This is a genomic window from Rhodococcus sp. NS-SX18, from assembly GCF_057367935.1.
On record NZ_CM170633.1, the window covers coordinates 157,382 to 172,805 of the forward strand.

Genomic DNA, 15,424 nt, shown 5'->3' on the forward strand with positions numbered 1-15,424 from the left:
TCCCACGGCTGACGGAAGAACTGGCGGAGGCGGACGGGAATCGAACCCGCCTGGCCCAGCTACTGGGCCACAACGGTTTTGAAGACCGCGTCCGTCACCAGACGAGAACCGCCTCCGCGCTCACCTTAACCGGAAGTCGAACCCGGGGTCGCAGTCGGCCGTATGTTGAGGCCATGACCGCACACGTCGACCTGCCCGAGGCCACCTTCCGGCTCACCCAGTTCGCCGCCGGTGGCGGCTGCGCCTGCAAGGTCCCGCCGGGTGAGCTCGAGCGAGTGCTCGGTGGTCTACCGGGAGGCCGCGCGACGGGCGACCTGTTGGTCGGTGTGGAGAACGGTGACGACGGCGCCGCGGTCCGGATCGACCCGGCGCCCGACGGGAGCGGCCGGGCGGTGATCGTGACTGCCGACTTCTTCACCCCGGTCGTCGACGACCCCTACGACTGGGGACGAATCGCCGCCACCAACGCCATGTCCGACGTCTACGCGATGGGGGGCACGCCGATAGTTGCGGTCAACCTGCTCGGCTGGCCGCGGGAGATCGTCCCCTTCGAACTGGCCGCCGAGGTGATGCGGGGCGGTGCCGACGCGTGCGCCGAGGCCGGCGCTCACCTCGCCGGCGGGCACAGCATCGACGACCGCGAGCCGAAGTACGGGCTCGCGGTCACCGGGCTGGGGGACCCGGACCGGTTGCTGCGCAACGACGCTGCCGAGCCGGGCCTGCCGCTCACCCTCACCAAGCCGCTCGGTCTCGGCATCCTCAACAACCGCCACAAGGCCACCGGCGAGCGGTTCGACGAGGCGGTCGCGGTGATGACGACCCTCAACCGCGACGCGGCACAGCTCGCCCACGCGGGCGGGGTCCGTGCCGCCACCGACGTGACGGGCTTCGGCCTGCTCGGGCACCTGATGAAGATGATGCGGGCCAGCGGCACGACTGCCGTCCTCGACGCCGCGAGCGTGCCGTATGTCGGCGGGGCGAGGGAATCGCTCGCCGAGGGGTTCGTGCCGGGCGGGAGCCGCCGCAACCTCGAGTGGGTTCGCAAGGAGGTGGACGCCGACGTGGACGAGGACGAACTGCTCCTGCTCGCCGACGCGCAGACGTCCGGCGGCCTGTTGGTCGTCGGGGAACTGCCCGGCCATCCCGTCATCGGCGAAGTGGTTCCCGCCGGCGCGCACGCGATCCGGGTGCGCTGACGCGGCGCCCGCGGGCGACATCCCGAGCGACCTGCGCCGGTGTCCCCGATACCCGGCACGACACGAACTCAGCCGGTAGGTTTGGGATCGACAGCGCACCGGAGGAGGTTCGATGGCGGAGAAGGATACGTCCCTCCCATGGCCCGTCCTGCGCCAGTTCCTCGGTAAGGATCTGCTCGGGCGCGGCAAGGCGGCGCGGTCGCGACGTACCGACGAGATCGAACCGCGCACCTCGACCGCCGATCGGGTCGCGCGCAGTGTGTGTCCCTACTGCGCCGTCGGATGCGGACAGAAGATCTTCGTCAAGGACGAGCGGATCGTCCAGATCGAAGGGGATCCCGACAGCCCGGTCAACCGCGGGCGACTGTGTCCCAAGGGATCTGCGAGCAAGAATCTCGTCACCAGCGATTTGCGCGAGACCCGGGTCCGCTACCGCCGGCCCTACGGCACCGAATGGGAAGACCTCGACCTCGACACGGCCATGGAGATGGTCGTCGACCGCGTGCTGCAGACCCGGCACGACACCTGGCAGGAACTCGACGAGAAGGGTCGCCGCGTCCGGCGCACGATGGGCATCGCCAGCCTCGGCGGCGCCACGCTGGACAACGAGGAGAACTACCTCATCAAGAAGCTGTTCACGGCGATGGGGGCGATCCAGGTCGAGAACCAGGCCCGCATATGACACTCCGCCACCGTCCCCGGTCTGGGGACCAGCTTCGGGCGCGGCGGCGCCACCGGCTACACAGCCGATCTGGCCAACGCTGACTGCATCATCATTCAGGGCTCCAACATGGCCGAGGCCCACCCGGTGGGCTTCCAGTGGGTCGTGGAGGCCCAGAAGCGGGGTGCCCGCGTCATCCACGTCGATCCGCGCTTCACCCGCACCAGCGCGGTGGCGGACACGCACGTGCCGATCCGGGTCGGCAGCGACATCGCCTTCCTCGGCGGCATCGTCAACTACGTACTGAGCAACGGGCTGGATTTCCGCGAGTACGTCGTCAACTACACCAACGCCCCGGTGCTCGTCAGCGACAAGTTCGTCGACACCGACGACCTCGACGGTCTCTTCTCGGGCTTCGATCCCGAGAAGCGGACCTACGACCCGACGAGCTGGCAGTACGACGTCGAGGACGAGCCGGGTGACCTGCACGAGTCCCAGGCCGACACCTCCGAGGATCACGCGAAGCACCGGGCGACCGCTGCAGGTATGCAGCACGAGGCGCACGGCATCCAGACTGCGGGCCACCCGAGGCGCGACGACACCCTGCAGCACCCCCGCTGCGTCTACCAGATCCTCAGGAGGCACTTCGCCCGCTACACCCCCGAGATGGTGGAGCAGGTGTGCGGCGTCTCGCAGGCGGATTTCCTCGACGTCTGCCGAGCGTGGACGGAGAACTCCGGTCGGGAGCGGACGACCGCGCTGGTCTACAGCGTGGGCTGGACCCAGCACAGCGTGGGTGTGCAGTACATCCGCACCGGCGCGATCCTGCAGCTGTTGCTCGGCAACATGGGCCGTCCGGGCGGCGGCATCATGGCGCTGCGCGGCCACGCGAGTATCCAGGGCTCCACCGACATTCCGACCCTGTACAACCTCCTTCCCGGCTACCTGCCGATGCCCAATCCCGACGAGCACGGGTCGCTCTCGGACTGGATCGACGCCGTCCGCAAGCCCGGCAGCAAGGGCTTCTGGTCGAAGGCCGATGCGTACGCGGTGAACCTGCTCAAGGCGTACTGGGGCGATGCGGCCACCGCGGACAACGACTTCTGCTACGACTACATGCCCAAGATCACCGGCGACCACGGCACCTACCGGTCGGTGCTCGACATGATCGACGGAAAGGTCAAGGGCTACTTCCTCCTCGGCCAGAACCCGGCGGTGGGGTCCGCCCACGGCCGCGCCCAGCGGCTCGGGATGGCGAATCTCGACTGGCTCGTGGTGCGCGATCTGTTCGAGATCGAGAGTGCGAGCTTCTGGAAGGACGCGCCGGAGGTCGAGACCGGGGAGATCGTGACCGAGGAGTGCGGCACCGAGGTGTTCCTGTTCCCGGCGGCCTCCTATGCGGAGAAGGAAGGCACCTTCACGCAGACCCAGCGGATGCTGCAGTGGCGCGAGAAGGCCGTCGAGCCGCCGGAGGACTGCCGGTCGGAGCTGTGGTTCTTCTATCATCTCGGGCGCATGATGCGGGAACGCCTGGCCGGGTCGACCGACGAGCGCGACCGTCCGCTGCTCGACCTGGCGTGGGATTATCCCGTGCACGGGGAGCACGACGAGCCCAGCGCCGAGGCGGTGCTGATGGAGATCAACGGATACGACCTGGCGTCCCGACGGCCGCTGTCGTCGTTCACCGAGATGAAGGCCGACGGCTCCACGCTGGGTGGCTGCTGGATCTACACCGGTGTGTATGCCGACGGTGTCAACCAGGCCGATCGTCGCAAGTCCCGCCACGAGCAGTCGCTCGTCGCTCCGGAGTGGGGCTGGGCGTGGCCGATGAACCGCCGCATCCTCTACAACCGGGCCTCCGCCGACCCCGAGGGCAGGCCGTGGAGCGAGCGCAAGGCCTACGTGTGGTGGGACGCCGACACGCAGCAGTGGACCGGCGAGGACGTGCCGGACTTCGAGAAGACGAAGCCGCCGAGCTACCGCTCGCCCGTGGGCTCCGAAGGCATCGAGGCCATCGAGGGCATCGATCCTTTCATCATGCAGGGCGACGGCAAGGGTGCGCTCTACGTGCCGCAGGGACTCGTCGACGGCCCGATGCCGACCCACTACGAACCCGTCGAGTCGCCGTTCCGCAATCCGTTCTACGGGCAGCAGGCCAACCCGACGCGTTTGGAATACCGGCGCGACGACAACCCGATGAATCCGGCACCGCCGGAGGAACACGTCGACGTCTTCCCCTTCGTCTTCACGACGAGCCGGCTCACCGAACATCACACCGCGGGCGGCATGAGTCGCTATCTCGAACACCTCGCCGAACTGCAACCCGAGATGTTCGTGGAGGTCTCTCCCGCCCTGGCCGCCGAGCGCGGACTCGAGCACATGGGCTGGTGCCACGTGATCACCGCACGTTCGGCGATCGAAGGCCGCGTGCTGGTGACCGACCGACTGCGACCGCTGAAGGTCGAGGGCCGGACCGTCCACCAGGTGTGGATGCCCTATCACTGGGGCAGCGGCGGCAAGGTGACGGGCGACTCGACCAACGATCTGATCGGGATCACGCTGGACCCCAACGTGCTCATCCAGGAAAGCAAGGTCGGCACGTGCGATGTGCGTGCAGGACGCCGTCCGACCGGAGCGGCGCTCCGGGAGTACGTCGAGGGATACGCGCGCCGGGCCGGGGTAACCGACGGTGTCTACCCGCCCATCGTCACGGTCGCGAGCGACCCCGTCGGCACGGTCGCGAGCGACCCCGTCGGCACGGTCGCGAGCGACCCCATCGGCACCGTCTCGGACGGCGCGCGCACCCCGGAGGAGAACGAGTGACCGGCCGCAACAGTCTTTTCGGACCGCTCGATCCGGCACCCGACGCCGGTTACGAGGATTCGCCGGCGCGGAAGGGCTTCTTCACCGACACCAGCGTGTGCATCGGCTGCAAGGCCTGCGAGGTCGCATGCAAGGAGTGGAACGACGTCCCCGAGAACCTCTTCGCGATGCTCGGCACGTCCTACGACAACAGCCATTCGCTCAACGCCAACCAGTGGCGCCACGTCGCCTTCATCGAGCGACCGGCCCAGAAGCAGGCATCGGTGTCGCTGGGGATGCCCACCGTCGGGGCGGCGGCGAGCGACCGCCCGGACGAGGAGAAGCCGGATTTCCAGTGGCTGATGTCCTCGGACGTCTGCAAGCACTGCACCCACGCCGCCTGCCTCGACGTGTGCCCCACCGGGTCGTTGTTCCGCAGCGAGTTCGGCACGGTGGTCGTGCAGGACGAGATCTGCAACGGCTGCGGTTACTGTGTGGCCGCCTGTCCGTACGGCGTCATCGACCGCCGCAAGGGACCGGACGGTGACCCGAAGGTCGGCATCGCCCAGAAGTGCACGCTGTGCTACGACCGGCTCACCGACGACCAGACGCCCGCGTGCGCGCAGGCGTGCCCCACCGAGTCGATCCAGTACGGCGACGTCGAGGAATTGCGTGCGCGGGCCGACGAACGACTCGCCCTGTTGCACGAGCGGGGCGTGGCGGAGGCACGGCTGTACGGCAACGATCCCGAGGACGGGGTCGGCGGAACCGGCGCCTTCTTCCTGCTCCTCGACGAGCCCGAGGTCTATGGACTGCCTCCGGACCCGGTGGTGACCACCAAGGACCTGCCGGAGATGTGGAACCGGGCGGCCGTCGCGGCGGTCGCGATGCTGGCGGGCGCGGCCGTGTCGTTCCTGAGGAGGCGCGGATGACCCAGGTGCAGCACGGCGGCAGCCCGGGCAGCCCGCACCGGTCGGGAGCCGGTCGCGGTGGCGACCAGCTGATGGTGCCGGAGGCCGACTTCGACTCCTACTACGGGCGCCCCATCGTGAAGCCGGCACCCTGGGAACACGACATCGCCGTCTACCTGTTCACCGGAGGGGTGGCGGCCGGATCCTCGTTGCTCGCCGCGGGCGCGGACCTGACCGGCCGTCCTGCATTGCGTCGGGTCGCCCGGTTCGGGTCGCTCGCGTCATTGCTCGTCAGTGTGGTCGCCCTCGTCCACGACCTGGGCAAACCGAGCCGTTTCCTCAACATGCTGCGGGTGGCCAAGCCGACCTCGCCGATGTCGGTCGGCACCTGGATCCTGTCCCTGCACGGTCCGTTCGCGGGTGTCGCCGCGGCAGCGGAACTGGCCGCAATGCTGCCCATTCGATGGCAGCGCGGACCGGTCCGGCTCCTGCTCGCCCTCGGCCGGCCCGCCGGGATCGTGGGGGCCGTGACCGCGCCACCCGTGGCCGCCTACACCGGAGTGCTGCTGTCCGACACCGCCACCCCGGCCTGGCACTCCGCCTACAAGGAACTGCCCTTCGTGTTCTGCGGGTCGGCGGCCGCCGCGTCCGGCGGTCTCGGCATCCTGGGTGCGCCGGTCGCCGAGGCCGGACCCGCGCGCGCCTTCGCTGTGGGCGGCGCGCTCGTCGAACTCGCGACCGAGCAGCGGATGGAACAGTCGATGGGTCTGCCGGCCGAGACGCTCCACCGGGGCAGGGCCGGACGACTCATGAAGGCCAGCAAGGCATTGACGACGGCAGGTGCCGTCGGTGCCCTCGTCGGCCGTCGCAACCGGGCGCTGTCGATGGTTTCCGGTGCCGCACTCATGGCCGGTTCGCTGTGCACTCGTCTCGGCGTCTACGAAGCCGGCATCGCCTCGGCGAAGGACCCCAAGTACACCGTCGTCCCGCAGCGTGACCGGGTCGATCGCGGGGAACCCGTGCGTTATCGGAGCTGACGGTCCGGCTCCCGGGCACAACGAAGGAGAACGGCATGGACTCCGAGAAGGTTACGCACGAGCGGCGCGACATCACTGCACGGGACGCACAACCGCCGGGAAGCTTCCGCTGGTTGCTGGTGGCCGGAGGACTACTGCTGCAGTTCTCGATCGGCGCGGTCTACGCCTGGTCGGTCTTCGGCGGGGCACTGGAGAGCGCCGACTCCTGGCAGCTCAGCACGGTCCAGGCCTCGTTGCCGTTCACCGTCACCATCGGCATGATCTTCGTCGGCACCTACGCCGGGGGTCGACTACAGGACGTGAAGGGCCCCCGCATCGTCGCGCTCATCGGGGGTGTCGTCTACGCCCTCGGCATCCTCCTCGCCTCGTTCACCAACGGTGCCGAGGACTACTGGCTGCTCATCCTCGGATACGGCATCATCAGTGGCTTCGGGCTGGGCTTCGCATACATCGTCCCGATCGCCATGCTGCAGAAGTGGTTCCCCGACAAGACCGGTCTCATCACCGGATTGGCGGTGGGCGGCTTCGGATTCGGCGCAGTGCTCACGTCGCCGGTCGCGCAGTGGCTGATCAACCGGAACCCCGAGGACCCGACCAGCGCGTTCCTGCCCCTGGGCATCGCCTATCTCGTGATGTCCCTGGCCGGCGCAGCACTCTTCCGCAATCCGCCCGAGGGCTATACGGTGCCCGGGTACGAGCCTGCTTCCGAGAACGGGGCGGGAGCCGACGGTGGTAAGGAGTTCACCCAGGGTGAGGCCTTGCGCACGCCCCAGTGGTATCTCCTGACCGCGATCCTCACCCTCAGCGTGGCAGCGGGCATATCCCTGATCTCCCAGGCCAAGCCGAGCGCTACGGACATCGCGGGCTTCAGCGTCACCGGTGCGGCGGCACTGGTGGGTGTGCTGGCGATCTTCAATGGAGCAGGCCGGATCGTGTGGGCGGCCGTTTCCGACTACCTCGGCCGGATGAAGACCTTCACCGCCATTCTCGTGCTCCAGGGTGTGTGTCTGATCGTGTTGCCGCACGCCGACAACATGGTCCTGTTCTCGATCCTGGCTGCGATCGTCTACCTGTGTTACGGCGGCACTTTCGGCACCATGCCCGCCACCGCCGGCGACTTCTTCGGGGTCCGCCACGCCGGTGCCATCTACGGATTGATGCTCGTCGGCTGGAGTCTCGGGGGCATCATCGGCCCGATCATCGCATCCACACTCATCGGCGAGGACAAGGCCTACACCCTCGCCTACACCACCATCGGCATCATCGCTCTGGCGTCGGTGCTGCTGACGTTCGTCACCAAAGTTCCCGCAGCACGCCGGACTCCGCCGCGATCCAGCTCTGAGGCACGTCTGCTGTGACGTGGCGAATCCACTGCCGAGCAAGGGCGTCGATCGAGGCCCATCGTCGAGCCGGCGGGGGCCCGCCGGTGTGGGGTGGGGTGTCGGGGGCGCGAGGGCGGGGACTGGGCGCTCGTCATGAGCGCACGTGCATTCGTTCTCCTTGGGGGCCGAAGATTGCGAGTACTTCGCACGGGGTGGGTCCGGGGTTGCCGATCCAATGTGGGGTGCGGGTGTCGAATTCGACTACCTCCCCGGGTTCGAGCACCATGTCGCGGCTGCCCAGGATCAGGCGCAGCCGACCGTTGAGCACGTAGAGCCATTCGTAGCCTTCGTGGGTTTGCAGCGTCGGGTGGGCGACGTCGTCCACGGTGGGCAGCACCATTTTGAACGACTGGAGGCCGCCGGGGCGGCGGGTCAAGGAGATGAAGGTCCGGCCGTGCCGGGTCACCGGCTTCGACCGGATTCTGGGGTCACCGGTGTCCGGGGCGTCGACGAGTTCGTCCAGGGCAACCCGGTGGGCGCGGGCCAGTGGAAGCAGCAGCTCGAGGGTGGGCTTGCGCTGTCCGGATTCCAGTCGTGAGAGGGTGCTGAGCGAGATTCCGGTCTCCTCTGCCAGATCGCTCAGGGTGGCTTCACGTTCCAGTCTGAGCTGTCGCAGCCTCGGGCCCACGTTCTTCAATACGTCCTGGTCCATCATGTCGCCCAGTGTGCCGGAGCTTTGCCATTTCGGCAAGAATGTTTGCTGTCATGCGGGAGGGGCCTGCACCCTGGAGACATGACTGAGAACGAGAGCTTCGATGTGGTGGTCGTCGGCGGCGGCGCTGCCGGTCTGAGTGGCGCGATGGTGCTGGGGCGGTCCCGTCGCCGGGTGCTGGTGATCGACGCGGGCGAGCCCCGCAATGCCCCCGCCGATCATGCCCACAACTATCTCGGCCGTGAGGGGGTCCCCCCGCTCGGCCTGCTGGCCGACGGCCGGGCCGAGGTGGCGGCGTACGGCGTGGAACTGGCGAGCGACCGCGTGACCGCAGTGACCCGTACCGAGCACGGCTTCACCGTGGCCACCGGAAGCGGACGCGAAATCACCACCCGGCGGGTGCTGGTTGCTGCAGGGGTAGTCGATGCGCTACCCGATGTCCCCGGCCTGGCCGAACGCTGGGGCCGCGACGTGCTGCACTGCCCCTACTGCCACGGCTGGGAGGTGCGCGGTCGAGCGATCGCGATACTGGCGACCAGCCCAGTCGCGGGACACCAGGGTCTGCTTTTCCGCCAGCTCACCGACGACGTCGTCCTCGTCGTCGCCGACGGAGTCGAATTGCCGCCCACCGACGTGGAGCGGATGGCCGCGATCGGCGTGCGGATCGAGCACGGCACTGCGCGTGAGGTCGTCACCGACGGCGACCGGCTGATCGGGTTGCGCTTGGCCGACGGCTCGCTGCTCGAGCGCGAGGCGATCGTGGTGGCCTCCCGGCCGCAGGTACACCTCGACTTCCTGGCACCCCTCGGCCTCGAGCCGCAGCCCGTCGAGCTGGGCGGGGCGCGGTTGGGATCGGTGATTGCGGTCGACCCCGTAGGAGCAACCACGGTGCCGGGCCTCTACGCGGCCGGCAACGCCACCGACATCAGCATGACCCTGATCGGCTCGGCCGCTCACGGCAACCGGGTGGGAGCCTTCCTCAACGCCGACCTGGCCACCGAGGACGCCGACCGTGCGGTCGGCGAGCGCCGCGCCGAGATGTTCGAGCAGCCCGCCTGGGAAGATCGCTACAGCGGGGAGCGGGTCTGGAGCGGACGGGTCAACCCCCAACTCGAGGCCGAGGCCTCGTCCCTGGTACCCGGACGGGCCCTGGACGTGGGCTGTGGCGAGGGCGCCGACACGGTCTGGCTGGCCGGCCGCGGCTGGTTGGTGACGGCCCTGGACTTCGCCGTCGCCGCCCTGGAGAAGACTGCCGCGCACGCCGCCGAGGCCGGCGTCGGTGACCGTGTCACCACCCTTGCCGCCGACGTCCGCAGCTGGCAGCCCGGCGAGGAACAATGGGACCTGATCTCCTCGCAGTTCCTGCATCTTCCCGACGGCGGGATGGTCGAGTTGACCCGGCGCCTCGGCTCCGCGGTCGCCCCCGGCGGCACCTTGCTCGTGGTCGGTCACCACCCCGACGACCTGGCCACCGGGCTCCGCCACGGCCACCACTGGTTCCTCTTCACTCCCGAGTCGCTGATTCCGGCGCTCGAGGACGGGCAGTGGGAGATCGAGGTCTGCGAGGTCCGGTCCCGGACCACGGCCCACCCGCACTCCGGGGAGCAGGTCACCGTCCGCGACTCGGTGCTGCGGGCGCGACGACTCGACTGAGCCTGCACGGTCGTGACGAGACAGGCCATCGACCGTGCAGTCGACACCCCCTACCGCGCGCCGCCGGTCGCTGTTGCCGAGCCCGTGGCACCGCTCGACGTTTCCCATCGTGTCGGGGTTCACGACCGACGACCCCGGCCGGGTCGGCGGCAGGTACCCGAGTAAGGGGAGGGAGGTTGCCATCTGAAGGTGGACACCGCTTTTCATGCAGCGAGGGACAGCGTCGACGTCGGTGTCGTCGCCGGTCCGCGGCAGACGCGAGTCAGGAGATATCGATCGGTGGGAACGGACCGCCTATGAGCGTGCGTCTGCCGTGACCTACCCGCCCGTACCATCCCCGTGCACTCGATAACTGTTCTTCCCACCGGCCAGGGGCGATCTCAGTGAGCAGTTCGGTGGGAGGCAATCGGCGACACGCGAGACCGGACACGGGCATGCCGGAGATGGTTCCTAAGCTGGGGTTGCCCGTTTCCGTCGACGGGCGGAAGGACGTCCGCAGGGTGAGTGGAGTGGGTGTGGAGCCGAGGGTGAGCGAACCTGAACTCAGGGATCGCGTGCAGCGCCTGCTTGCCTTTCTGGCCGAGCTCGTCAAAGCACGTAGCGCACCTGTCCGCACCCTCGACAAACACCGTGCCGTGATGTCTCTCGACGAGAAGAACCTCGACGTCGGCCTGACCGCCGACGCCGCGGCAGGCGACGTCTTCCTCCGTGCACGGCGCGTTGTTCTCGAAGATCCACCGCGTCCTCCCGCGCAGGTCGCGAAGTATGTGCAGGGGGCAATCGACAACTCTGCCGCGGAACCCACACTCAACCCACAGGCCCCCGACGCCGTCGACGGCTTCGAGACCTGGTCGGCGCGATGGCGGGCGTGGGCGGCCGTGGATCGGCAACGACGGCCCGCGTCGCAGCTGTACACGTTCCTGCAGCACGCGATGCTGGACCTCGACGCCCAACCGGAATCGCTCGAGCTCGTCGTCGCGTCGGGGTTGCTGCACCTGTCCGACGATGTTGCGGGCGCGCGGGTGCACACGCACTTGATCACCCAGTCCGCCCTCGTCGAGCGGCACGAGGAATCCGGCGACCTGCTGGTCCGGCTCAATCCTGACGCCGTCCCGTCGCTCGAAGACACCCAGCTCCTCACCGGACTGGACGTGTTCGATCCATCGAGTACCCGCGACCTGCACCGATCCCTCGCCACTCGGGTCGCGTCGCCGCTGGACCCCGCGGCTCGGGTGTTTCTCGAGGACTGGACCGACCGGGCGCTGACCGTGCGCGTGGACGTCGTCGACCAGGCGGAGGAGGCATCGACGCCCGAGTCGTTCGTGAGACCGTCGCCGGCCCTGGTGCTCCGCAAACGCGGCGCCTATGCACTCATCGAGTACTACCACCGCATGAGCGAGGCGATCGCCGACGAGTCGAACCCGGTGCCGCTGGGTCTGGCGCAACTCGTCGAAGCGATCGAACCGGCCGAGCGTGTCGCATGGCTCGACCGCATCGGCACACCGTCCGCGCTGTTCGCCGAGGATCCGTTGTTCCCGTTACCCGCCAACGATGAGCAACGCGACATCCTCGATCGGCTCACCGGCGACAGCGGCGTCGTGGTCGAAGGCCCACCCGGTACCGGTAAGACCCACACCATCGCCAACCTGGTGTCCGCGCTGCTCGCGGGGGGCCAGCGCGTGCTGGTCACCAGTGAGAAGGCGCAGGCGCTGCGTGTACTGCGCGACAAACTTCCGCCCGAACTGCAGGAGCTGTGCGTGGCGGTGACCGACCCGGTGCGCGGAGGATCGGCGGAGCTCAACCGCAGTGTCAGCGAGATCGCCACCCGCAAGGCGCAATTCAACGGGCGGCGCGCAGCGCAGCGCATCGAGGAGCTCACCACGCACCGCAACGACGTGCTCAGCCGTCGGGCGATGCTGACGGAACAGATCCGGCAGACGCGCGCGCAGGAGACGGTCGTTCACACCGCGGTCGCCGCCGGTTACGAGGGGACGGTCGCGTCGATCGTCCGGAGGGTCCGCGCACAGGAATCCCGACAGGGGTGGCTGCCCGTACCGCTGTTCACCGACACCCCACCTCTGAGCGTCGAAGAATTCATCACCCTCCATGCGCTTCATCAGCGGTCGAGCGTCGAGCGGGCGCGTCGCCGGCACCAAGCGTTCCCCGACTTGTCCCTGCCCACCCAGAAGGAGGTGCAGGACGCGTGCGCCGCGGTCGCACAGGCATCGCAGGACGTGACGGGCGAGATGCCGGAGTTGCTGCGGGTACTCGAGGGCGCGTCACCCGACAGGCTCGCTCGTATCCGCGATCTCTGCGAACAACTGCAGGGCGCTCTGCACGATGCAGAACGGCTCGACGTGGGATTTCGACGCGTGGCCGACGATGTCCTGTCGGGGAGGGCGCAGCACCTGTGGGGAAAGACCGCCGAGTTCGCAGGTCTCGTGCAGGCCGCGCAGGAGGCCGATCGCGTCGTCGGTGCCAGCACGGTGCAGACGCCGGTGACCGGGCGGCTCGCGTTCGAGGCGTACGACGCGCTGGCGCGCAAGCTGGAGGCGGGGGACCCATGGCGCAGTGGCTTCTCCCGGTTCCGCAGGAGCGACGAGCAGTCGGCGGTCGAGGCGCTCGGCGAGCCTGCGACCGTCGACGGGGTCGCAGCCACTACCGCCCACTCGGTGCGTATCGTCGCCGAGCACCTCCGGGCGCTCGACGCGGTGCGGGTCGTGGGGATCGTCCTGCGCGATCTCGGTATCGACATCGCGCTCGACGACTCACGCAGCCGTGCCATCGGCACCCTGGCACTGATCAACCGGGACCGTGGCATCGTGGACAACCTCGTTACCCGGGTACGAGATGTCGAATCGGCGCTGCGGGACCTCCACCCTGGTGCGCCGCGGATCGTGAGTGTCGAACACGCGCGGTCGGTTGCGGAGTCGGCGCGCGCAATCGCCGCGGTCGGCACTGCGCAAGCGAGCAAGGCCCGGCTCGAATCCGTCGGCCTGTATGTGCGGGGCCAGATCGCCGGGGGAGCGTCGCCCGAAGGGCGCGCCCTGGCACGGGCCTTCCACGATGCGGACGTCGACGGCATCAATGCAGCTCTGGATGCATGGGATCGTGCGGCCGGTGAACAGCGTGAGGAGCTCGAACTCTTGTCGCTGCACGCGCGTTTGACCGACGCCGCACCGGCGCTTGCGCAGGCCATCGCAGAAAATCCGTCGTGGCCGCAGTGGCCGGTTCGTCTGGCAGACATCGAGAGCGCGTGGGCGTGGCGTCGCGCAAAGGAGTGGGTGCGGAACCTCAACGAGAGGCGTGAGGACGGGCAGCTCGAACGTGACCTCGACGCGGTCGAGAAAGACCTCTCGCGGTTGACCACGCAGCTCGTCGCGGAGAAGGCGTGGAGCGCGTGTCTCGACCGCACCACCGCCGAGCAGGTCCAGGCCCTGCACTCGTACCGCGACCATGTCGCGAGCATAGGAAAGGGTACCGGCAGATACGCAGAGCGGTATCGGGCTGCAGCGCGTGAGGCCATGCAGGTCGCGCAGGGTGCGGTGCCGGCGTGGGTGATGCCGTTGCAGCAGGTGCTGTCTTCGGTTCCGCCCGTGCAGAACTTGTTCGATGTCGTCATTGTCGACGAAGCAAGCCAGGCCGATATCGGTAGCTTGTTCCTGCTGTGGTTGGCGCCGCGTGTGATCGTGGTCGGGGACGACAAGCAATGCGCGCCGAGTGCGGTGTCGTTGGGTGCGCTCGACGGAGTGTTCAGTCGTCTCGATTCCTCCCTGCCCGATATCCCGAAGTACCTGCGCGACAGTTTCACTCCCCGCTCGAGCATGTTCTCGTTGTTGCGTTCGCGGTTCGGGAGCATCGTCCGGTTGCGTGAGCATTTCCGATCGATGCCGGAGATCATCGCCTGGTCGAGCGAACAGTTCTATGCAGACGACCCTTTGGTTCCGTTGCGGCAGTACGGGTCCGATCGCCTTCCGCCCCTGCGCACCACCTACGTCGACGGTGGTGTCGTCACCGGGCAGAACTCGACGTTGACGAACCGTGTCGAGGCCGCTGCCCTCGTCGAGGCTCTCGTGCAGTGCGTCGACGACCCCGCCTACGACGGGAAGACCTTCGGCGTGGTGGTCCTGCAGGGGCAGTCGCAGGTCGACGTCATCCAGAACGAACTGCTCGACCGGCTCACCCCGCACCAATGGGACGAACGCAGACTCCGCGTCGGCACCCCTCCGGATTTCCAAGGCGACGAGCGGCACGTGGTGTTCCTGTCCATGGTGGTCGCGCCCGACCAGAACATCGCGGCGATGACGAGGACCGAGTACCGACGACGGTTCAACGTCGCCGCCTCGAGGGCACAGGACCAGTTGTGGTTGTTCCATTCGCGGACCGTCGACACGTTGCGGCCGACGGACCTGCGGTATTCGCTGCTCACCTACCTGCAGTCGACCTCGCCGATGCCGGCGGCGCCGATGCCGGCGGGGGTGACCGGTGAGGAGCGGCACGAGGCATTCGACAGTCTCTTCCAGCAGGCGGTGTTCCTCGACATCGCTGCCCGCGGATATCACGTGAACCCCCGGGTGGAGGTGAACGGTCACGTCCTCGATCTGGTGGTGACCGGTGCGGCAGGCAAGCTGGTTGTGGCGTGCGACGGCGAGCAGTGGCACATCACTCCCGACCGGCAGCGCGCCGACCTCGAGCGGGAACGTGAACTGCGCCGCAGCGGGTGGAGGTTCTGGCGGGTCCGCGAATCCGAGTACTACCTCGACCCGGACGCGTCGATGTCGGGGCTGTGGGGCGAACTCGCCCGGCGCGGCATCACCTCCGATCGTGCGGATGTCGTTGCCGTGTCCGACGCCGAGCCGTCCGGATTCACCGAGTCGTCGGTGGCCACGCCGGTGTCGTCAGCGCTGGCCGACACCATTGTGGAGGCCCTCGGGAACGAGGAATGTCCGGTCGTCGAGCTTGCCGATCGGCTCGAGATGGACTGGACGGTCGTGCTCGCGGTGCTCGAAGAGCTCGTCGTCGCGGGGCGGGTCGACGAGCTTGTTGCGCCAGGGCAACGGACGACCTATCGGGTTGCGGGTGTAGTCGATCGCACTGCCGACGATGGTGCCGGCTTCTGACCGACTCGGA

At 68.3% G+C, this 15,424-nt stretch carries 7 protein-coding genes, 1 tRNA gene and 1 pseudogene; 7 read left to right on the forward strand and 2 right to left on the reverse strand.

Features of this window, described 5'->3' with window-relative positions; all coding sequences use genetic code 11:
- Nucleotides 1-21 precede the first annotated feature (21 nt).
- Nucleotides 22-116 (reverse strand) — tRNA-Sec (locus AC2IPW_RS00690).
- Nucleotides 117-173: 57 nt separating this feature from the next.
- Between AC2IPW_RS00690 and selD the strand changes: the two genes are divergently transcribed.
- The 5 genes and pseudogenes from selD to AC2IPW_RS00715 all read left to right on the forward strand — a co-directional run bounded on the left by selD (nt 174) and on the right by AC2IPW_RS00715 (nt 7,965).
- On the forward strand, nt 174-1,196 hold the full coding sequence (gene selD / locus AC2IPW_RS00695) for a selenide, water dikinase SelD (RefSeq protein WP_486376044.1): 1,023 nt from the start codon (nt 174-176) through the stop codon (nt 1,194-1,196).
- Nucleotides 1,197-1,308: 112 nt separating this feature from the next.
- Nucleotides 1,309-4,542, forward strand: a pseudogene (gene fdh, locus AC2IPW_RS00700) (formate dehydrogenase); the annotation flags it as partial.
- A 134-nt stretch (nt 4,543-4,676) separates the two neighbouring features.
- Nucleotides 4,677-5,591, forward strand: coding sequence for a 4Fe-4S dicluster domain-containing protein (locus AC2IPW_RS00705; protein ID WP_289381632.1), 915 nt, complete (start codon nt 4,677-4,679; stop codon nt 5,589-5,591).
- Complete coding sequence (gene nrfD / locus AC2IPW_RS00710) at nt 5,588-6,607, forward strand: NrfD/PsrC family molybdoenzyme membrane anchor subunit (protein WP_289381630.1); 1,020 nt, start codon at nt 5,588-5,590, stop codon at nt 6,605-6,607. Before AC2IPW_RS00705 ends, nrfD begins: the two co-directional genes overlap by 4 nt.
- Before the next feature lie 35 nt (nt 6,608-6,642).
- On the forward strand, nt 6,643-7,965 hold the full coding sequence (locus AC2IPW_RS00715; protein ID WP_486376045.1) for an L-lactate MFS transporter: 1,323 nt from the start codon (nt 6,643-6,645) through the stop codon (nt 7,963-7,965).
- 115 nt (nt 7,966-8,080) lie between these two features.
- On the opposite strand, the gene AC2IPW_RS00720 is transcribed toward AC2IPW_RS00715, so the two are convergent.
- Entirely contained in the window at nt 8,081-8,644 is a 564-nt protein-coding gene (locus tag AC2IPW_RS00720) for a helix-turn-helix domain-containing protein (protein ID WP_054370914.1), read from the reverse strand.
- Nucleotides 8,645-8,722: 78 nt separating this feature from the next.
- Here AC2IPW_RS00720 and AC2IPW_RS00725 point away from each other — a divergent pair, with 78 nt between their 5' ends.
- Nucleotides 8,723-10,294 carry an FAD-dependent oxidoreductase gene (locus AC2IPW_RS00725; protein ID WP_486376046.1) on the forward strand — a complete coding sequence of 524 codons (1,572 nt, stop codon included), beginning with the start codon at nt 8,723-8,725 and terminating at the stop codon, nt 10,292-10,294.
- Between the two features lie 554 nt (nt 10,295-10,848).
- Nucleotides 10,849-15,414 (forward strand): AAA domain-containing protein, encoded by a 4,566-nt coding sequence (locus AC2IPW_RS00730; RefSeq protein WP_486377068.1) that lies wholly within the window; start codon nt 10,849-10,851, stop codon nt 15,412-15,414.
- The last annotated feature ends 10 nt before the right edge of the window (nt 15,415-15,424 follow it).

Excerpts from the sequence above, each read along its gene's own strand:
- selD (WP_486376044.1), top strand. The coding sequence starts at position 174 with ATGACCGCACACGTCGACCTGCCCGAGGCCACCTTCCGGCTCACCCAG.
- AC2IPW_RS00720 (WP_054370914.1), bottom strand. The coding sequence starts at position 8,644 with ATGATGGACCAGGACGTATTGAAGAACGTGGGCCCGAGGCTGCGACAG.
- AC2IPW_RS00715 (WP_486376045.1), top strand. The coding sequence starts at position 6,643 with ATGGACTCCGAGAAGGTTACGCACGAGCGGCGCGACATCACTGCACGG.
- AC2IPW_RS00725 (WP_486376046.1), top strand. The coding sequence starts at position 8,723 with ATGACTGAGAACGAGAGCTTCGATGTGGTGGTCGTCGGCGGCGGCGCT.
- nrfD (WP_289381630.1), top strand. The coding sequence starts at position 5,588 with ATGACCCAGGTGCAGCACGGCGGCAGCCCGGGCAGCCCGCACCGGTCG.